General features: G+C 69.4%; 24 protein-coding genes. 13 read left to right on the top strand and 11 right to left on the bottom strand.

What is annotated here, in order from left to right; all coding sequences use genetic code 11:
- The first annotated feature begins 75 nt into the window (after positions 1-75).
- A complete protein-coding gene (locus AVR91_RS02660) occupies positions 76-681 on the top strand; it encodes a TetR/AcrR family transcriptional regulator (RefSeq protein WP_038510387.1) in 606 nt (201 codons plus the stop codon).
- Positions 682-797: 116 nt separating this feature from the next.
- Here AVR91_RS02660 and AVR91_RS02655 read toward each other — a convergent pair whose 3' ends face one another.
- The 5 genes from AVR91_RS02655 to hisF all read right to left on the bottom strand — a co-directional run bounded on the left by AVR91_RS02655 (position 798) and on the right by hisF (position 3,623).
- Complete coding sequence (locus tag AVR91_RS02655; protein ID WP_143253849.1) at positions 798-1,649, bottom strand: hypothetical protein; 852 nt, start codon at positions 1,647-1,649, stop codon at positions 798-800.
- Between the two features lie 102 nt (positions 1,650-1,751).
- Positions 1,752-2,114 (bottom strand): DUF1304 domain-containing protein, encoded by a 363-nt coding sequence (locus AVR91_RS02650; protein WP_063272775.1) that lies wholly within the window; start codon positions 2,112-2,114, stop codon positions 1,752-1,754.
- A gap of 3 nt (positions 2,115-2,117) precedes the next feature.
- Positions 2,118-2,474: a phosphoribosyl-AMP cyclohydrolase gene (hisI, locus tag AVR91_RS02645; protein WP_063272776.1), complete on the bottom strand. Its 357-nt coding sequence runs from the start codon at positions 2,472-2,474 to the stop codon at positions 2,118-2,120.
- On the bottom strand, positions 2,464-2,853 hold the full coding sequence (locus tag AVR91_RS02640; RefSeq protein ID WP_063272777.1) for a hypothetical protein: 390 nt from the start codon (positions 2,851-2,853) through the stop codon (positions 2,464-2,466). The genes hisI and AVR91_RS02640 overlap by 11 nt, the downstream gene beginning before the upstream one ends.
- Positions 2,850-3,623 (bottom strand): imidazole glycerol phosphate synthase subunit HisF, encoded by a 774-nt coding sequence (gene hisF, locus AVR91_RS02635; RefSeq protein ID WP_016335963.1) that lies wholly within the window; start codon positions 3,621-3,623, stop codon positions 2,850-2,852. Before hisF ends, AVR91_RS02640 begins: the two co-directional genes overlap by 4 nt.
- A 38-nt stretch (positions 3,624-3,661) precedes the next feature.
- Between hisF and AVR91_RS02630 the strand changes: the two genes are divergently transcribed.
- The 9 genes from AVR91_RS02630 to AVR91_RS02590 all read left to right on the top strand — a co-directional run bounded on the left by AVR91_RS02630 (position 3,662) and on the right by AVR91_RS02590 (position 10,500).
- Positions 3,662-4,264 carry a TetR/AcrR family transcriptional regulator gene (locus AVR91_RS02630; protein WP_063272778.1) on the top strand — a complete coding sequence of 201 codons (603 nt, stop codon included), beginning with the start codon at positions 3,662-3,664 and terminating at the stop codon, positions 4,262-4,264.
- A gap of 10 nt (positions 4,265-4,274) precedes the next feature.
- Positions 4,275-5,495: a phytase gene (locus AVR91_RS02625; RefSeq protein WP_063272779.1), complete on the top strand. Its 1,221-nt coding sequence runs from the start codon at positions 4,275-4,277 to the stop codon at positions 5,493-5,495.
- Positions 5,496-5,584: 89 nt separating this feature from the next.
- Positions 5,585-6,094, top strand: a complete 510-nt coding sequence (locus AVR91_RS02620) for an RNA polymerase sigma factor (RefSeq protein WP_063272780.1) — start codon at positions 5,585-5,587, stop codon at positions 6,092-6,094.
- Positions 6,091-7,089 (top strand): hypothetical protein, encoded by a 999-nt coding sequence (locus AVR91_RS02615; RefSeq protein ID WP_063272781.1) that lies wholly within the window; start codon positions 6,091-6,093, stop codon positions 7,087-7,089. The genes AVR91_RS02620 and AVR91_RS02615 overlap by 4 nt, the downstream gene beginning before the upstream one ends.
- 28 nt (positions 7,090-7,117) lie before the next feature.
- Positions 7,118-8,041 (top strand): NADP-dependent oxidoreductase, encoded by a 924-nt coding sequence (locus AVR91_RS02610; RefSeq protein WP_063272782.1) that lies wholly within the window; start codon positions 7,118-7,120, stop codon positions 8,039-8,041.
- Positions 8,038-8,598, top strand: a complete 561-nt coding sequence (locus AVR91_RS02605) for a putative glycolipid-binding domain-containing protein (protein WP_063272783.1) — start codon at positions 8,038-8,040, stop codon at positions 8,596-8,598. Before AVR91_RS02610 ends, AVR91_RS02605 begins: the two co-directional genes overlap by 4 nt.
- A 49-nt stretch (positions 8,599-8,647) precedes the next feature.
- Positions 8,648-9,373, top strand: coding sequence for an ABC transporter ATP-binding protein (locus AVR91_RS02600; protein WP_063272784.1), 726 nt, complete (start codon positions 8,648-8,650; stop codon positions 9,371-9,373).
- On the top strand, positions 9,370-10,104 hold the full coding sequence (locus AVR91_RS02595) for an ABC transporter permease (RefSeq protein WP_063272785.1): 735 nt from the start codon (positions 9,370-9,372) through the stop codon (positions 10,102-10,104). Before AVR91_RS02600 ends, AVR91_RS02595 begins: the two co-directional genes overlap by 4 nt.
- Before the next feature lie 9 nt (positions 10,105-10,113).
- Positions 10,114-10,500, top strand: coding sequence for a PPOX class F420-dependent oxidoreductase (locus AVR91_RS02590; protein ID WP_063272786.1), 387 nt, complete (start codon positions 10,114-10,116; stop codon positions 10,498-10,500).
- A gap of 116 nt (positions 10,501-10,616) precedes the next feature.
- Here the strand turns inward: AVR91_RS02590 and AVR91_RS02585 are convergent, their stop codons facing one another.
- The 3 genes from AVR91_RS02585 to hisH all read right to left on the bottom strand — a co-directional run bounded on the left by AVR91_RS02585 (position 10,617) and on the right by hisH (position 12,415).
- Positions 10,617-10,964, bottom strand: a complete 348-nt coding sequence (locus AVR91_RS02585) for a DUF1330 domain-containing protein (protein ID WP_063277404.1) — start codon at positions 10,962-10,964, stop codon at positions 10,617-10,619.
- 80 nt (positions 10,965-11,044) lie between these two features.
- The gene (gene priA, locus AVR91_RS02580) at positions 11,045-11,782 is read right to left on the bottom strand and encodes a bifunctional 1-(5-phosphoribosyl)-5-((5-phosphoribosylamino)methylideneamino)imidazole-4-carboxamide isomerase/phosphoribosylanthranilate isomerase PriA (RefSeq protein WP_007029948.1); all 738 of its coding nucleotides are present in this window, start codon (positions 11,780-11,782) and stop codon (positions 11,045-11,047) included.
- Between the two features lie 9 nt (positions 11,783-11,791).
- Positions 11,792-12,415 (bottom strand): imidazole glycerol phosphate synthase subunit HisH, encoded by a 624-nt coding sequence (hisH, locus tag AVR91_RS02575; RefSeq protein ID WP_063277403.1) that lies wholly within the window; start codon positions 12,413-12,415, stop codon positions 11,792-11,794.
- Between the two features lie 136 nt (positions 12,416-12,551).
- Between hisH and AVR91_RS02570 the strand changes: the two genes are divergently transcribed.
- The 3 genes from AVR91_RS02570 to AVR91_RS02560 all read left to right on the top strand — a co-directional run bounded on the left by AVR91_RS02570 (position 12,552) and on the right by AVR91_RS02560 (position 14,687).
- Entirely contained in the window at positions 12,552-12,731 is a 180-nt protein-coding gene (locus tag AVR91_RS02570; RefSeq protein ID WP_063277402.1) for a hypothetical protein, read from the top strand.
- 70 nt (positions 12,732-12,801) lie between these two features.
- Positions 12,802-13,974, top strand: coding sequence for an acyl-CoA dehydrogenase family protein (locus tag AVR91_RS02565; RefSeq protein ID WP_063277401.1), 1,173 nt, complete (start codon positions 12,802-12,804; stop codon positions 13,972-13,974).
- A 44-nt stretch (positions 13,975-14,018) separates the two neighbouring features.
- Positions 14,019-14,687 (top strand): NIPSNAP family protein, encoded by a 669-nt coding sequence (locus AVR91_RS02560; protein WP_063277400.1) that lies wholly within the window; start codon positions 14,019-14,021, stop codon positions 14,685-14,687.
- Here the strand turns inward: AVR91_RS02560 and AVR91_RS02555 are convergent.
- Genes AVR91_RS02555 through AVR91_RS02545 form a run of 3 tightly spaced genes read right to left on the bottom strand, consistent with a single transcriptional unit; the run spans position 14,673 to position 16,699 of the window.
- Entirely contained in the window at positions 14,673-15,101 is a 429-nt protein-coding gene (locus AVR91_RS02555; protein ID WP_063277399.1) for an NUDIX hydrolase, read from the bottom strand. The genes AVR91_RS02560 and AVR91_RS02555 overlap by 15 nt on opposite strands.
- Positions 15,102-15,111: 10 nt before the next feature.
- Positions 15,112-16,002, bottom strand: coding sequence for a transketolase family protein (locus AVR91_RS02550; RefSeq protein ID WP_063277398.1), 891 nt, complete (start codon positions 16,000-16,002; stop codon positions 15,112-15,114).
- A 4-nt stretch (positions 16,003-16,006) separates the two neighbouring features.
- On the bottom strand, positions 16,007-16,699 hold the full coding sequence (locus tag AVR91_RS02545) for a thiamine pyrophosphate-dependent enzyme (RefSeq protein ID WP_016335981.1): 693 nt from the start codon (positions 16,697-16,699) through the stop codon (positions 16,007-16,009).
- Positions 16,700-16,731 lie beyond the last annotated feature (32 nt).

Below are 16,731 nucleotides of genomic sequence, written 5' to 3'. Positions count from 1 at the left end.
CGGCCGTGGGGCCGGGACGCGGGGATGAATTCAAAGGTTGTTGAATTTCTGGCCGGGTCCGTTCATGATGACGCCATGGCTGGTGAAGACACTACCGTGCGGCGACGGGGACGGCGGCCCGGCGGACAGGACACCCGGACCGCGTTGATCGAAGCGGCGCGCGCGGTGTTCGGCGAGAGCGGTTTCGACGGCGCGACCGTGCGCGCGATCGCGACCCGGGCCGGGGTCGACGCGGCGATGGTGAACCACTGGTTCGGCAGCAAGGAAGGGCTGTTCGCCCAAGCCATCCTGAAGCTCCCCTTCGACCCGCACGAACTGCTCGCCGAACTCCAGAACGGGCCCGACGACGAGTTCGGCCGCCGGATCGTCCGCACCTTCCTCACCCGATGGGACGGTGCGGGCGGCGAGGTGTTCCAGGCCCTCGTCCGCAGCGTCGCCGGACACGAGCAGGCCGCGGCCGTGCTGCGCGGCTTCTTCCAGAACTTCTTCACGAAGGTGATCGGCGGGCTGGGCTCGGACCGCGTCGAACTGCGGACCACGCTCTGCGCCTCCCAGCTCGTCGGGATGGGGCTGGTGCGCTACGTCGCGAAATTCGAGCCGATGGCTTCGAGCGAGATCGAGCCGCTCGTCACCGCGATCGCGCCGACCGTGCAGCGTTACCTCACCGGCGACATCGACTGACCCTTCGGGCGATCACGCGTGATCGAAGGCGGATCTCTCGTGATTGGAGGCGGATCTCGGAGTTCGGCTTCCAAACACGCGTGTTACGGCTTCAATCACGCGAGTTCCGGCTTCGATCACGCTGTGTCCGGTTCGATCTCCTTGACGGGGACCGTGTAGAGCGTGTCCTTCGAGAACCGGCCCCGCGGGAAGATCACGATCATGTCCGATTCCTCGCCACCGATGAAGACGGGGACCTTCTGAAGTCCCTTGAAACGGGGAGCGATCCGTAGCGACCGGCGCGTCTGAAGCAGCATGTAGTCGTGCTCGAGGTAGACGTCGATCCTGGGGTACAACCAGCCTGGCCGGACCGTCGCCGTGGCCTCGCGCAAACCGGTCTTCGAGGCCGAGCGATACCTGCTCCGCCACAGATAGGCGGCGTACAGACACACCGGGAAACCCAGGAAAGCCGAGAAAGACAGCGGAGTCAGCAAAACGTCATCGGAGTCGCCGACGACCTCACCGTCCAATGCCAGGAGTTTCGCGGGGTTTCCCGGCTCGTAGACCAAAGACACCTTGTCCCCGACCTCGAGCCCGCGCGCCGCTCTCATGCCGACCGCGATCGTCCGCGGTTTCGAGCCATCGGAATAGGCGAGTGTGATCTTTTTACGTCCGGATTTGGAGGACGGCTCGACCTTTTCCACCGTGCCCTGCACCCACACCCCGGTCCTCGCCACCTCCGCGGGATCCGGCCGGAGCAGATCGAGACCGAACTGGCAGACGACGAAGAAGATCAGCCAGAGCACCGACAAAGCCAGCGCCCGCACCTTGAACTGCGAAAGTTTCTCGATCAAAGGGATGGCCACGTCGTCGTGTACCGACGACGTGTCGTCAGGGCCTTCGGCTCCCGAATCGGGCCGAGGCAGCCCGGCGACGCGCGGACGGCGTCGCGGACGGTCACGATCGGCCGATCTTCTCCCCAGTTTCATGCGCTGAGGTTAATCGAGAAGAGCTGCCTTTCCGGATAACGAGTTCAGCGTCGCTCCGGGGCAACCGCAAGCCTCGGCCGAGCGTACAAGTGAGCAGGCGCGTCAGCCCGCGACCAGCACCGCGATCAGCGCCAGCGTGCCCGGCACCACCTGCACGAAGAAGATCTTCTTGCTCGCCGTCGCCGTCCCGTAGAGCCCGGCCACGATCACGCACGCGAGGCCGTAGATCTTGAACTGCCACGCCGTGCCGCCGGTCGCGATCAGGCCCCAGATCAGCGCGGCGGCCAGGAAACCGTTGTACAGCCCCTGATTCGCCGCGAGTGCCGAGCTCGCCTTCGCGAACTCTTCGGTGGTGCCGAAGGAGGCGCGAGCGCGCGGGGTGGTCCACAGGAACATCTCGAGCACGACGATGTACAGGTGGATCAGCGCGACGATGCCGACCAGCACGTTGGCGACGACATTCACGGGTTACTCGCTCTCGTCGGCCAGCAGCAGCCGTTCGCCGGTGTCGAAACAGGTGTGCGTGCCGGTGTGACAGGCCGGGCCGGTCTGGTCGACGCGCAGCAGGACGGTATCGCCGTCGCAGTCGATCCGCATCTCGCGCACGTGCTGGACGTGGCCCGACGTCTCGCCCTTGACCCACAGTTCCTTGCGGCTGCGCGAGTAGTACGTCCCCCGCCGGGTCGTGAGCGTGCGTTCGAGGGCCTCGTCGTTCATCCACGCCATCATCAGGACGTCCGATGTGGAGTGTTCCACGACGACGGCGGCGATCAGCCCGTCGGCGTTGCGCTTCAAACGATCCGAGAGGGCGGGGTCAAGCGTCATTCGTGGCTCCGAGAAGGTGCCGTTTCACCGGCATCGAGTTGAGCAGGACCGCCGCGTAGATGTACCCGGCGAAGAGGATCCCGGAGACGATCTTCACCCAGAAGAGTTCCGCCGCCAGCATCGACAGCGCGTGCAGCAAGCCGAAGAGGAAGCTGACCGCGAACCCGGCGAACCGCGCGGACGACATCTTCAGCACCAGCCCCGCCACGACGAGACCACCGAGGACGAGCGACGTCCCCGGGAGCAGGAACGTCCGCGCGGACGAATACGGCGCGAACATGAGGACCCCGGCCATCGCGAGGTACGCGACGGCGAGCCCGAGCAGCAGCGCGCAGACGACCTTGACCTCGGTGGCGGCCTTCCACTTGTTCGGCATCACCGGACCACGACCCCCCCGGCGCGCAGCGCGCTCTTGACCTCGCCGATCTTCAACTGTCCGAAGTGGAACACGCTGGCCGCGAGCACCGCGTCCGCGCCGGCTTCGACGGCGGGCAGGAAGTGCTCCAGCGCGCCGGCGCCGCCGCTGGCGATCACCGGGACGCGGACGGCCGCGCGCACCTGGGTGAGGAGTTCGAGATCGAAGCCGTTCTTGGTGCCGTCGGCGTCCATCGAGTTGAGCAGGATCTCACCGACGCCGAGTTCCTCCCCGCGCGCGGCCCATTCGACGGCGTCGATCCCGGTGCCGCGGCGGCCGCCGTGGGTGGTCACCTCGAAACCGGACGGGGTCGGTTCGGTGCCCTCGGGGACCCGGCGCGCGTCCACCGACAGCACGACGCACTGCGCGCCGAACCGGCGGGACGCCTCGCGCAGGAACTCCGGCCGCGCGATGGCGGCGGTGTTGATGCTCACCTTGTCCGCACCGGTGCGCAGCAGCCGGTTGACGTCGTCGTTCGTGCGCACGCCGCCACCGACGGTGAGCGGGATGAACACCTGCTCCGCGGTCCGGCGGACCACGTCGAAGGTGGTCTCGCGGTCTCCGGAGGAGGCCGTGACATCGAGGAACGTGAGCTCGTCCGCGCCCTCGGCGTCGTACAGGCGGGCGAGTTCGACGGGGTCGCCGGCGTCGCGCAGGTCGGCGAAGTTGACGCCCTTCACCACACGGCCCGCGTCGACGTCGAGACACGGGATGACCCTGACTGCGACTGACATGGGGACAAGCGTAGTCAAGCGCGTTCTAAGCTCGCGGAATGGCACAGGCGGGGCGGCGTCCGGGGCAGACCGAGACGCGGGAGGTGATCCTCGAAGCGGCGCGGCGCAGGTTCGCCGAACAGGGCTACGACGGGGCGACCGTGCGCGGCATCGCGGCCGACGCCGGGGTCAACGCGGCGCTGCTGCACCATTTCTTCGGCACCAAGCAACGGCTCTTCGCCATGTCGATGAACCTGCCGGTCGATCCGGGCGAGCTGGTCCCCCGGATCCTCGAAGGCCCCGAGGACGAGATCGGCGAACGCCTCGTCCGCGCGTTCCTCGGTCTCTGGCAGGCCCCGGAGGGCCGCGCGCCGTTCCTGGCGATGATCCGGTCCGCCACCACGAACGAGCAGGTCGCGACCATGATGCGACAGTTCCTGGAGCGGGCGGTGCTGGCGCGGGTCGCCGAGGCACGCGGCGTGCCGAAGGTGCGGGTGGCCGGGATCGCCGCGCAGATGATCGGGTTCGCGCTGCTGCGCTACGTCATCGGGCTTCCGCCGCTGGCCGCCGCCTCGGAGGACGAGATCGTCGCGATGCTGGCGCCGGTCGCTCAGTACTACCTGACCCCCGACGTTCACCACCCGGTCACTCCGCGCGGCTAGCTTCCCGAGGATGCGCATAGCTGCTCTCCTCCCCCTCCCCCTGCTGGCGGCTTCGCTGCTCGCCGCCGTGCCCGCCGAAGCGGGCCAGAACCCCTCGCCCGTGGCGCAGACCAGGGCGTACGTCGACGACGCCGGCGCGGACCCGGCGAACGCCGACGCCGACGACCCGGCGATCTGGGTCCACCCGAAGAATCCTTCGGCCAGCGTTGTGCTCGGCACGCTCAAGGAAGGCGGGCTGGCCGCGTTCGACCTGAAGGCGCGGCAGTTGCAGCATCTCGCCGTTCCCGAGGGCGGCCGGTTCAACAACGTCGACGTCGTCGGCGATCTCGCCGTGGTGAGCGACCGCGGCCGGGATCGCGTGCGCGTCTTCCGCATCGACCCCGCCGGTGCCGCGGCGGGCTCGCGGGTACTGCGGGACGTCACGGATCCCGCCGCCGCGCCGGTCTTCTCCGCGTCGGAGTCCGAAGTGGACGAACAGCGGACCGCGTACGGGCTCACCGCCGGACGCGACCCGCGCACCGGCGCGCGCTGGGTCGCGGTGACCCGGCGCCACGAGACGCGCGTGGCGCTCTTGCGACTTGTCGACAAAGCGGACGGCACCGTCGGCACGGCCCCGATCGGCACGATCGACCTGCCGTCGGAGTTCCGGCTGCCGAACGGGAAGACGTGGTCGCCCTGCGGCGAACCGGACGAGCGGCCGCAACTGGAGGGTTCGATCCTCGACACCACGAACCGCGTGCTCTACACCGCGCAGGAGGACGTCGGGATCTGGCGGATCCCGGTCCACGGCGCCGGTTTCGGCCGCCCGGAGCTGATCGACAAGGTGCGGTCGTTCGGGGTGCCGCAGCGGTTCGACGAGGCGACCGAGGAATGCGTCGCCGACGGCCCCGACCCCGGTTTCGGCGGCAAGTGGCTGACGGCGGACGCCGAAGGGCTGGCGCTGGCCGACGGCAAGCTGCTCGCGTCGAGCCAGGGCGACTCGCGGTTCGTGGTCTACGACCGTGAAGGCACGCCGCGGCGCGATTTCCGGGTCGTCGCCGGACGTGGGACCGACTCGGTCGAGCACTCCGACGGCGCCGCGATCTCCACGAAGCCCCTGGGTCCGCTGTTCCCGCACGGCCTGCTGGTGGTGCACGACGGCGAACGCCGCCCGGCGGCCACCGACCCCGCCGGCGAGGAGCTCGCGACGACCGGATTCGCCTTCGTCCGGCTGGAGACCGCCGTGCGGTGATCGTGTTCACCGAGAAAGTTCCGTTCCCGATGCATCAGCCGGGTGGTCTCGCGCGTCCTTAGAGGGAGACCACCGGCTGAGGGGGACACGTGCCTGCGACCTTCGACGAGTTCGTCGCGGATCGCCTGGACGGGCTCCTGCGCTACGCGACCGTCCTGACCGACGATCCGTATCTGGCGCAGGACATCGTCCAGGAGGTGCTGCTGCGTGCTCAGCAACGCTGGCCGAAGATCGACTCGCCACCGACCTACGTCCGCCGGATGGTGACCAACGAGTACCTCTCGTGGCGGAGGCGGCTGGCGGTCCGCCGGGTGACACCGTCGTCGCCGGAAGTGCTCGATCTGGTGAGCCCGCCGGTCTCCGATCACTCCATCGAGTACGACGAACGCGACGCGATGCTGGACCTGCTCGCGAAGCTCCCGCGCAAACAACGCGCCGCGATCGTGCTCCGCTACTACGAGAACTACTCCGACGAGGAGATCGCCGCGGTGCTCCGCTGCGCGACGTCGACCGTGCGCAGCCAGATCTCGCGCGCGCTCGCGACGCTGCGGGAAACCGGGCCGTCCCCGTCCGTGCAGCCCACGGGAGCCCGCAAATGACCCGACTGAGTGACGAGCACACCGAGGACCTGATCCGGGAGAGCCTCGAACACCTGGCGACGCGGGCGCCCGACGGGGCCGAGATCCGCGAAGTGCTGGCCCAACGGCCGTCGAGCCGCCCGACGATGGCCTTGGCACTGGTCGCGGCGGCGGTCGCGATCATCGCGCTCGCCGTCCCGCTGGGCCTGCGGGCCTACACCGCGGTCACCCCCGCCTCGCCGCGCAACGCCGATTGGGCGGTGCTGCCGTACAAGCCCGGCTGGCTGCCCGACGGCTTCAAGGAGCTGACCCGGAGCGCGAAGCCCTACCCCGGACCGCAGACCAGGACGTGGAGCAGCGGCGAGACCGGGCAGGTGCAGCTGACCACCACACCACTGGACGACCGGCGCGGACCCTGGACGATCGCGCCCGCGCCGAACCAGATCATCGTGCACGGCCGCGTCGGGATGGTCGCGGAGGTCTACGGCGACGGGACGATGCTGACCTGGTCGCCCGACGACACGTACCTGCTGAGCTTGACGTTGATCGGGGTGGAGAACCCGCGCGACGTCGGTCAGCGGATCGCGGACGAGATGGTCCGGGACGACCGTGCCCGGGTTTCGGGCGAACTGCGGTTCGGCCGGTTGCCCGCGGACCTGGAGTTGTCCAGCGTGTACACGCACGTGACGCCCGGCGGGGGCGCGACCGAACTCGAAGCCACCCGCGCCGGGCAACCCACCGCGGCGGCGGTCGTCACGGCGTCGCTCCGCGCCGAACGGCCGGACTCGGGCGACGCCACGCCCGTGCCGCTCAAGGTCAGGGGCGCCGACGGCTTCTCCCTGCCGAAACGGACCGGGCGGCTCGGGCAAGAGGACGAAACGGTCGCCGTCCAGGTGGAAGGCGGGCGATGGCTCACCGTGTCCGGCAAACGGGACCACGCCACGCTGCTCGACATCGCGAACGACGTCCAACTGATCCCCGGCGACTACAGTTGGTTCGGGAAGGCACCGGAATAGTGACGAAGGGGCGGGGGTTGTCGACGGCATGACGGACACCTACCGCTCCATCGCGTTCACCGAATACGGCGACTCCGGGGTCCTGCGCGTCCTCGAACGGGAGCTGCCCGAGCCGGGCCCCGGCCAGGTACGGGTCGCCGTCCGGGCCGCGGGCGTGAACCCGATCGACTGGAAGATCCGCTCCGGGCTGATGGCCGACGCGTTCCCCACGGAGTTCCCGGCCGTCCCCGGCGGGGACATCGCCGGCGTCGTCGACGCGATCGGCGAGGGCGTGTCCGGTTTCGCGCCCGGTGACGAGGTGCTCGGCTCCGGAGCGGGCGGATACGCGGAGTACGTCCTCGCGGATCCCGCGCGCCTGATCCCCAAGCCCGGGTCGCTTTCGTGGGAACTGGCCGCCGCGCTGCCCGCTGTCGTCAACACCGCCTATCGCGCCCTCAACCTGCTGGACCTCCGGAAGGGCGAGACCCTGCTCATCGACGGCGCCGCGGGCGGCGTCGGCACCATCGCCGTGCAGCTCGCCGTCGCGCGCGGGCTGACCGTGGTGGGCACCGCGAGCGAAGGGAACCACGAGTACCTGCGCTCGCTGGGCGCCGTCCCGGTCCAATACGGCGAAGGACTTGCCGAACGCGTACGCGACATCGCGCCTCAGGGCGTCGACGCGTCCTTCGACGCCTCCGGGCGTGGCTCACTGGCCACCCTCGTAGAGCTGACGGGTGGCCCGAAGCGGGTCATCACCATCGCCGCACCGGACGCGGCCGAGCACGGTGTCCGCTTCACGTCGGGCTCCCCGGCCGAGCAGGTGCCCGGCTCGCTGGCCGAAGGCGCCGCGCTCGCCGCAGAAGGCAAGCTCGACCTGCCGATCGCCCGGGTCTACCCGCTCGCCGAAGCGGCCGCGGCCCAGGACGAGAGCGAAGCGGGCCACGTCCGGGGCAAGCTCGTCCTGGTGCCATGACCCTTCCCACGACGGCGAGCTGGCTGCATCGGGACGCGCGGACCGGGCTCGAGGTCGCGTTCTTCCAAGAACACGAAGGCGGCTGGAGGATCAGCGGGGCCACGACGGCGGTCGAGGACGGCGAATCCTGGTTCGTCGAGTACGCGATCACCGTCGACGCCGACTGGCATACGCGGTCGGCCGAGATCTCGGGCCAGTCGGCGAGCGGCGCCCGGAGCACGGTGCTCGAATCCTGCGGCGACGGACGATGGCGGGTGGACGGGGTCACGGATCCACGGCTCGACGGCTGTTTCGACGTGGACCTCGAGTCGTCGACGATGACGAACACGCTGCCGGTGCACCGGCTCGGCCTGCCGTCGCACGCCGCCGCCGAAGCTCCCGCCGTGTACGTCCGGGCGGGCGACCTCGCCGTGGAGCGGCTCGAGCAGCGCTACGAGCGGATCGGTGACCGCGATTTCGCCTATGCGGCACCGGTCTTCGATTTCTCCTGCGTGCTGCGTTACGACCGGCACCTGCTGGTGCACGATTACCCGGGCCTCGCCGTGCGACTGTCCTGAACCACGCACCCCTTGACTCTCGCTTCTCAACGGGCGCAGAATTAAACGCATGGCTAATTCAGCGATCTCCGTGACCGGCCTCCGTGTCGTCCGCGGCGGCCGTGAGGTCGTCAGGGGCGTCGGTTTCGCGACGCCTCGCGGCCGGATCACCGGCCTGCTCGGCCCCAGTGGCTGCGGCAAGACGACGCTGATGCGCTCGATCGTCGGCGTGCAGATCGTCGCCGCGGGCGAGGTCACCGTGCTCGGTCATCCCGCGGGCAGCCCGCCGCTGCGGCGCTTGATCGGCTACGCCACCCAGAACCCGGCCATCTACGCCGACCTCACCATCACGGAAGCCTTGCGCTACTTCGCCTCCGTGCTCCGCGCACCGATGTCCGATGTGGACAGAGTGATCGGCGAGGTCGGGCTCGCCGAGCACGCGGGCAAGCTCGTCGGCGCGTTGTCGGGCGGGCAGCACAGCCGCGCCAACCTCGCCGTCGCGCTGCTCGGGAAGCCCGAACTGCTCGTCCTCGACGAGCCGACCGTCGGCCTGGATCCCGTGCTCCGCGACGAACTCTGGGCCCTTTTCCGCCGTCTCGCCGAGGGCGGGGCGACACTGCTCGTTTCCAGCCACGTCATGGACGAGGCCGCGCGATGCGACCGTCTGCTGCTCATGCGCGAAGGCCGGATCCTCGCCGACGACACCCCGGCCGGGCTGCGCGAGCGCACCGGGACGACCGATCTGGAGCAGGCTTTCCTGCGGCTGGTCCGCGAGACCGAGGTGAGCCCGTCATGAACCCCGCCTTGACCCTGGCCACGGCTCGCCGCATCCTCCTGCAGCTCCGGCACGATCCGCGCACGGTCGCGATGCTGATCGTCGTCCCGTCGCTGCTCATGGTGCTGCTGCGCTTCGTCTTCAACTCCGAAGCCGTGTTCAGCCGCGTCGCCCCGGCGTTGCTCGGTGTCTTCCCGTTCCTGATCATGTTCCTGATCACCTCGATCACGACCTTGCGCGAGCGCACCACCGCCACCCTGGAACGGCTGATGACCCTGCCGATCGGCAGGATGGACCTGCTCTTCGGCTACGCGATCGCGTTCGGCTCGATCGCGATCGTGCAGGTCGGCGTCGCCGCCGGGGTGTCGCTCGCCTGGCTGGGCCTCGACATCGCGGGCTCGATCGGGATGCTGCTGCTCATCGCCGTCCTCGACGCGCTTCTCGGGATGGCGCTCGGCCTCTTCGTGAGCGCGTTCGCGCGGACGGAGTTCCAGGCGGTGCAGTTCATGCCGCTGTTCGTGCTGCCGCAGATCTTGCTGTGCGGCCTGTTCGTGCCGCGCGGGGAGATGGGCTGGCTCCTGAACTGGCTCTCGAACGTGATGCCGCTTTCGTACGCCGTCGAAGCCCTCTCCCGGGTCACGACGTCGGGCACCGTGGACGCGACGCTGATCCGGAATCTGATCATCGTCGGGGCCTGCGCCCTGGCGGCGCTTGTCCTTGGCGCGGCGACCTTGCGGAGGCGGACGCCCTAGACTTTCGACATGGGATCGGAGTTCGAGCGGATCGCCGCCGAGAAGTACGTCGTCCTGACCACCTTCCGCAAGAACGGCGCCCCGGTGCCGACGCCGGTCTGGGCGGCGGGCGACGGCGGCGAACTGGTGCTCTGGTCCGAGCGGAAGGCGGGCAAGGTCAAGCGCATCCGCAACAGCGGGCGGGTCGAGGTCCAGGCCTGCGACTTCCGGGGCAACAAGACCCACGGCGACGTCGTCGCGGGCGAAGCGCGGCTGCTGGACCTCGACGAGACTGAACGGGTGCGCAAGGTGATCGCGCGGAAGTACGGCGTCACCGGCCGGGTCACGATGTTCTTCAGCAGGCTGCGGGGGCCGAAGGACCGGACCGTGGGGATCGCGATCAAGCTGGCCGAGTGAGCTGAGTCTTGCCGGGTGCCGGCCTTGCCCGAGGGTTGCGAAAGCCACTTTNNAGCCACTTTCGCAACGTTGAAGGTTGCGAAAGTGGCTTTCGCAACCTCGGCCGTCCTTACCACTCACGAGGCCTGTAGCGCCCGCAGCTCCGCCGCCATCGCCGCCGAATCGTGGTCCGGCCCGCAGCCGTCCACCAGGATCAGATCGCCCGGGATGTGGTCGGCTCGCAGGTGCAGGATCTCCTGGTAGGCGGCCGACGCGTACCACTCGCGGGCCACGTCGAGGCTCGGGAAGCCGATCATCACCAGCGCTCCCGGCCACTCCCCCTCGACGACCTCGATCTCGTTCCCGTGCACGAGGAACTTGCCGCCGAACGGGTCGAGCGTGTCCTGGATCCGCTCCAGGTATTCGAGCACCTCTTCGGTCGGTGCTCCGGTGGGGCGAAGGTGGGCGATACCGTACGCGGTCATGATGTCCTCCCAGGTTTTGTTGTCCTGGAAGGAATCCTGACCGAGCGGGCGCGTGGCGTCGATTACCCCGGAGGTAAAGCTCAGAACTCCGCGACGGCGGCGAGCGCCTCGGGCAGGGTGAACGCGCCGGCGTAGAGCGCCTTGCCGACGATGGAACCCTCGACACCGTCGCGGGCCAGCGCGGCCAGCGCACGGAGGTCGTCCACACTGGACACACCACCGGAGGCGATGACCGGCGCGTCGGTACGCGCGGCGACCTCGCGGAGCAGGTCGATGTTCGGGCCCTGGAGCGTGCCGTCCTTGCTCACGTCGGTGACGACGTAGCGCTGCGCGCCGTCGCGGTCGAGCCGGTCGAGGACCTCCCAGAGGTCACCGCCGTCCTGCGTCCAGCCGCGGGCGGACAGCCGGTGCCCGGCCTCGGTGATCCGCACGTCCAGCCCGATGGCGACACGGTCGCCGTAGGAGGAGACGACCTTCGCGGTCCACTCCGGGTCCTCCAGCGCCGCCGTGCCGAGGTTGACCCGGCGGGCGCCGGTGGCCAGCGCGGCCTCCAGCGAGGCGTCGTCGCGGATGCCGCCGGACAGCTCCACCTGGACGTCGAGCTTCGCCACGACGTCGGCGAGCAGTTCGCGGTTGGAGCCCTTGCCGAACGCGGCGTCGAGATCCACCAGATGGATCCATTCCGCCCCGTCACGCTGCCAGGCGAGCGCCGCCTCCAGCGGGCTGCCATAGGAGGTCTCGGTGCCGGCCTCGCCCTGGACGAGTCGCACGGCCTGGCCATCGGCCACATCAACGGCGGGAAGGAGCGTGAAAGTCACGCGCCCACTCTAAGACAGGGTCTGGAGCCAGTTGCGCAGCAGGTGCGCACCCGCGTCCCCGGACTTCTCCGGGTGGAACTGCGTCGCCCACAGCGGCCCGTTCTCGACGGCGGCGACGAAGTCCTGGCCGTGGTTCGCCCAGGTCACCTTGGGTTGCTGCCCGGCGAGGCCGGAGTCCAGATCCCAGGTCCGCGCGGCGTAGGAGTGGACGAAATAGAACCGCGTGTCCGCGTCGAGCCCGGCGAACAGCTGCGAATCCTCCGGGGCGCGGACGGTGTTCCACCCCATGTGGGGGAGGACGTCGGCCTCCAGCCGGTCGACCGTGCCCGGCCACTCACCGGCGCCTTCCGCCTCCACGCCGTGCTCGACCCCGCGCTCGAACAGGATCTGCATGCCGACGCAGATGCCCAGCACGGGACGGCCGCCGGCGAGGCGCTTGCCGATGATCTTCTCCCCCGACACCGACCGCAGCCCGTCCATGCACGCGGAGAAGGCGCCGACACCGGGGACGACCAGGCCGTCCGCCTCGAGCGCGGCATGCGGGTCGGCGGTGACCTCGACGTCGGCGCCGGCGCGCTCGACGGCGCGTTCGGCGGACCGGAGATTGCCGGACCCGTAGTCCAGGATCACCACGCGAGGAGTAGCCACGCTCTCCAGGCTAGCGGACCCGATTTTCCCGGGATTCCCTGTTTCGACCTTCACTCTTCTGGGTAATAGCGACTCCAAGTGAAAGGCCGGCGCAGGACCGCCCTGCACTTATGGAGGAACGATGCAGGACGCCGACGACCTGACCCGCCTGCTCAACGCCTGGCGCGAGGACATCGACAGCGTGCCTTTTCCTACCTTCGCGGAGTTGCTGATCCCGGCGCAGAAGCGGCGCACCGCCCCGGCCCGGACGGCCACGGCATCGGTTCAGGTGACGAAGACCACCGGATGGCGCGATCGCTGACACTCGACTCCGGTCGTGTGTGTGGTTTTCTTCTTGGGAAGGTGCCCCACGAGCCGACCAGGAGTGACGCATGAGCAGCAGCCCGGATCCGCGCGACTTCCTCGATCTCGACGCCGAGCTCTCCGCCGAGGACCGGGCCATGCGGGACGCCGTGCGCTCCTACGCCCAGGACCAGCTGCTGCCGAACATCGCCGAATGGTACGAATCGGGCGTCCTGCCCGCCGCCGAGCTCGCCAAGGGGTTCGGGCAGCTCGGCCTGCTCGGCATGCACCTGGAGGGTTACGGCTGCGCCGGGACCAGCGCCGTCGCCTACGGCATCGCCTGCCGTGAGCTGGAGGCCGTCGATTCCGGGCTGCGCAGTTTCGTCTCGGTACAGGGTTCGCTGGCGATGTACGCGATCCACAAATGGGGTACCGAGGAGCACAAGCAGGAGTGGCTGCCGCGGATGGCCGCCGGTGAGGCGCTCGGCTGCTTCGGCCTGACCGAACCGGACGCGGGGAGCGACCCCGGCAGCATGCGGACGCGCGCGGTGCGCGACGGCTCCGACTGGGTGCTGAGCGGCACGAAGATGTGGATCACCAACGGAACCGTGGCCGACGTCGCGGTCGTCTGGGCGCAGACCGACGAGGGCGTGCGCGGCTTCGTCGTCCCCACGAACACGCCGGGCTTCACCGCGAACGAGGTCAAGCACAAGCTGTCGCTGCGGGCCTCGCTGACCGCGGAACTCGTGCTCGACGGCGTCCGCCTGCCGGATTCGGCGGCGTTTCCCGAGGTCAGGGGGCTGCGCGGGCCGCTGTCCTGTCTGAACGAGGCGCGCTACGGGATCCTGTTCGGCGTCGTCGGCGCCGCTCGTTCCTGCTACGAATCCGCGCTGGAGTACACGCTGAGCCGGGAACAGTTCGGCAAACCATTGGCCGGTTTCCAGCTCACCCAGCGCAAGCTCGCCGACCTCGTCGTGGAGGTCAACCGCGCCGGGCTGGTCGCACTGCGGATCGGACGGCTCAAGGACGCCGGGACGCTGCACCACAACCACGTCAGCTTCGGCAAGCTCGCCAACGTCCGCTCCGCGCTGGAGGTCGCCAGGACCGCGCGCGGCATGCTCGGCGCCAACGGGATCTCGCTGGAGTACCCGGTGATGCGGCACATGTCGAACCTGGAGACCGTGCTGACCTACGAGGGCACCGAGGAGATGCACGCGCTCTCGCTCGGCCAGTCGGTCACCGGGCTGGCCGCCTTCCGCTGAGCCGTCCGCCGGAATTTGTCGGTGCGTGCCTCTATGGTCCGCAGATGATCGATTCCCCGGAGTTCCAGTCCGTCGTCGAGCTGCGCCGGTACACCCTGCACCCCGGCCGCCGGGACGAGCTGATCGAGCTCTTCGAGCGCGAGTTCGTGGAGAGCCAGGAAGCCTGCGGCATGCGCTTGTTCGGCCTCTTCCGCGAGCCGGCGGAGCCGGACAAGTTCCTGTGGCTGCGCGGTTTCCGTGACATGGCCACCAGGCGGGCCGCGCTCGAGGCGTTCTACGGCGGGCCGGTTTGGCGTGCGCACGGCCCGGCGGCGAACGAGACGATGATCGACGCCTCGGACGTCCTCCTCCTGCGCCCGTCCGGGCCCGGCTTCCCCGCTCCCGGCGGCGGCGGGGATTCCCGGGTGCTGGCGACGGTGTGCCATCCGGCCGTCCCGGTCAAGGAGTTCTCCGCGTACTTCGCGGATACCGTGGCCCCCAGGCTGCGGGAATCCGGTGTGGACACGTTCGGCCACTTCGAAACGGAGCCGGCGGAGAACACCTTCCCCCGGCTTCCCGTGCGGGAGAACGAAACGGTGTTCGTCTGGTTCTCGAAGGCCACCGAAGAGCACCGGGAAATCCTCGCCCGGCTGGGCGCGGAACTCGCGGGCAAGCTCGAACGCCCTTGGCAACAGCTGGAACTGGCCCCGACCGCGCGCTCAGTCCTGCGCTGAAAGGAGGTCCGCGAGTCCGTCCGGGTACAGGATCGCCTTGCCGCTCGCCACGTCGGCCATCGGCAGCCAGTGCACGCGCGCGCCGTCGTCGAGGACGACGCCGACCTCGTCACGCTCGTAGAACGTCTTGTCGATGAGGTCGGCGGTGAACAGGAACACGATCTCGTGCCCCGGCCTGCCTTCGTAGGTGAAGACGTTCTCCAGCACGGCGATCTGCTCGACCGAGGTCAGCTCCGCCGCGAGTTCCTCCTGGAATTCGCGGTGCAGCGCCTCGGCGGCGGTCTCACCGAACTCGATCCCGCCGCCGAGCGGACGGTGATAGGTCTCGCCTTTGGCGTGATCGCGGCCTTCGAACACGAGAAGGTCTTCGCCGCGGCGGATGACCCCGAGCGCGAGCGGGCGGATCTTCGTCATCCTGGTGACGCTAGCGGAGGAATTCCTTGACGGACAAGGCGATCGAGCCGGCGTCGAGACCGTGCGCGAGGTCGTGGTCGGCCATTTCGCCGTAGATCCGGACTTCCGCGTCGCGCCGGACGCCGAGCGAGAGCAGCCGGTGCGGCGTTTCGGACAAGGCGTCCGCCACCGCGTGCGCCGAGGTTCCCGCGAGGTAGGGCTCGACCAGCACGACGTCGGTGCTGCCCGCGGCCTCGACGGCCGAACGCAGCCCGGCGGCGTCGAACGGCCGGATCGTCGAGGTGTAGAGCACGGTGACGTCGAGGTCGACGGTCGCTTCCAGCACCCTGTCGAGCATCGGCCCGACGGCCACCACCACTCCTCGCGTGCCTTCGCGCAGCGTCTGGAGCCCCGCGCCCAGATGCGCTTTCGCGTTCTCCTGCGCGGAAAGCCGGAGATAGACGCGGCCGGTGCCGGGGATGGATTCGAGCAGCAGCCGCCGTGCTTCCTCGGGGTGTCCCGGCACGTGCACGGTCCAGCCCGGCAGCGTGTCGATGAGGGCGACGTCCCCGGGCGCCTGATGCGTGCGCCCGGCCGTCGGCATGTCGTAGGACGCGCCCGAGGACACCAGCACGGCGCCGACGTCCTGGTGCCCGAGGTCGAGTTTGACCTGCTCGAAGGCCCGCTCCACGAGGAACGACGAGAAGGTGTGGACGATCGGGCGCATCCCGGCAAGCGCCAGCCCGCCCGCGGTGCTCATCATCAGTTGTTCGCGGATGCCGACGTTGAGCACCCGGTCGGGGTGCTTCCTCGCGGCGAAGGCGAGTTGTGCCGCGGAGATGTCGGCGAGCACGACGGCGACGTTCGGGTCGGTGTCGAGCACTTCGGCGGCGGCTTCCAGGAAGGTTTCACGCATGTTCACGGGTTCAGGCCTTTCGCTCGACGGTCGCGACCACGGCGAGCGGCCGGTCCGGATGGGGGGTGGTGAAGGCTTCGTGGAGGGCGTCGTGATCGCGGCCGTCGACGGTGCGCGTGGTCCAGCCCTCGACCTCGAACCGGCGCGCGATCCCGCCGGGCCAGCCGTGCGTGGCCGAGGAGTTGTCGACGACGACGGCGGTCAGCTGCGGCATGCCGATGCGGCCGGCGACCGCGATGGCCTCTTGGTTGGAGCCCTCGTCGAGTTCCGCGTCGCCGACGAGGGTGACGACCTTGGCGTCACGGAATCCCTTGGCGCGCAGGCCGAACACCGTGCCGATGGCCAGCGGGAGGCCGTGCCCGAGCGAACCGCTGGAGATCTCGGCCACGGGCAGCCGCGCCCGGTCCGGATGGTGGCCGAGCCGGGACTCGGCCGAAGTCCAGTCGGCGAGTTCCTCCTCGTGGATGAAGCCCTTCTTCGCCAGCACCGCGTAATAGGCCATCGGGCCGTGGCCCTTCGACAGCAGGAAACGGTCGCGGCCGGGCTCGCGGACGTTCTCCGGGGTGATGTCGAGCACACGGTCGTAGAGCACCCACAAGACGTCCACAGTGGACTCGGCGGCGGCTTGATGCTTCTCGTCCCCGGTCATCAGCGAGATCAGCCTCGGCAGATCCTCGTAGCCGGTCTTGATGTCAGTGGTCATGAACCGAGGTTGCAACCTCGACTTAGGTCGAA

Origin of the sequence: Amycolatopsis keratiniphila subsp. keratiniphila, assembly GCF_001620365.2 — a bacterium.
GTDB classification, from domain to species: Bacteria; Actinomycetota; Actinomycetes; order Mycobacteriales; family Pseudonocardiaceae; genus Amycolatopsis; species Amycolatopsis keratiniphila.
This window is presented reverse-complemented; position numbering and strand designations above follow the sequence as displayed.

Excerpts from the sequence above, each read along its gene's own strand:
- AVR91_RS02660 (WP_038510387.1), top strand. The coding sequence starts at position 76 with ATGGCTGGTGAAGACACTACCGTGCGGCGACGGGGACGGCGGCCCGGC.
- AVR91_RS02655 (WP_143253849.1), bottom strand. The coding sequence starts at position 1,649 with ATGAAACTGGGGAGAAGATCGGCCGATCGTGACCGTCCGCGACGCCGT.
- hisI (WP_063272776.1), bottom strand. The coding sequence starts at position 2,474 with ATGACGCTTGACCCCGCCCTCTCGGATCGTTTGAAGCGCAACGCCGAC.
- hisF (WP_016335963.1), bottom strand. The coding sequence starts at position 3,623 with ATGTCAGTCGCAGTCAGGGTCATCCCGTGTCTCGACGTCGACGCGGGC.
- AVR91_RS02630 (WP_063272778.1), top strand. The coding sequence starts at position 3,662 with ATGGCACAGGCGGGGCGGCGTCCGGGGCAGACCGAGACGCGGGAGGTG.
- AVR91_RS02625 (WP_063272779.1), top strand. The coding sequence starts at position 4,275 with ATGCGCATAGCTGCTCTCCTCCCCCTCCCCCTGCTGGCGGCTTCGCTG.
- AVR91_RS02615 (WP_063272781.1), top strand. The coding sequence starts at position 6,091 with ATGACCCGACTGAGTGACGAGCACACCGAGGACCTGATCCGGGAGAGC.
- AVR91_RS02610 (WP_063272782.1), top strand. The coding sequence starts at position 7,118 with ATGACGGACACCTACCGCTCCATCGCGTTCACCGAATACGGCGACTCC.
- AVR91_RS02605 (WP_063272783.1), top strand. The coding sequence starts at position 8,038 with ATGACCCTTCCCACGACGGCGAGCTGGCTGCATCGGGACGCGCGGACC.
- AVR91_RS02600 (WP_063272784.1), top strand. The coding sequence starts at position 8,648 with ATGGCTAATTCAGCGATCTCCGTGACCGGCCTCCGTGTCGTCCGCGGC.
- AVR91_RS02595 (WP_063272785.1), top strand. The coding sequence starts at position 9,370 with ATGAACCCCGCCTTGACCCTGGCCACGGCTCGCCGCATCCTCCTGCAG.
- AVR91_RS02590 (WP_063272786.1), top strand. The coding sequence starts at position 10,114 with ATGGGATCGGAGTTCGAGCGGATCGCCGCCGAGAAGTACGTCGTCCTG.
- AVR91_RS02585 (WP_063277404.1), bottom strand. The coding sequence starts at position 10,964 with ATGACCGCGTACGGTATCGCCCACCTTCGCCCCACCGGAGCACCGACC.
- AVR91_RS02570 (WP_063277402.1), top strand. The coding sequence starts at position 12,552 with ATGCAGGACGCCGACGACCTGACCCGCCTGCTCAACGCCTGGCGCGAG.
- AVR91_RS02565 (WP_063277401.1), top strand. The coding sequence starts at position 12,802 with ATGAGCAGCAGCCCGGATCCGCGCGACTTCCTCGATCTCGACGCCGAG.
- AVR91_RS02560 (WP_063277400.1), top strand. The coding sequence starts at position 14,019 with ATGATCGATTCCCCGGAGTTCCAGTCCGTCGTCGAGCTGCGCCGGTAC.
- AVR91_RS02555 (WP_063277399.1), bottom strand. The coding sequence starts at position 15,101 with ATGACGAAGATCCGCCCGCTCGCGCTCGGGGTCATCCGCCGCGGCGAA.
- AVR91_RS02545 (WP_016335981.1), bottom strand. The coding sequence starts at position 16,699 with ATGACCACTGACATCAAGACCGGCTACGAGGATCTGCCGAGGCTGATC.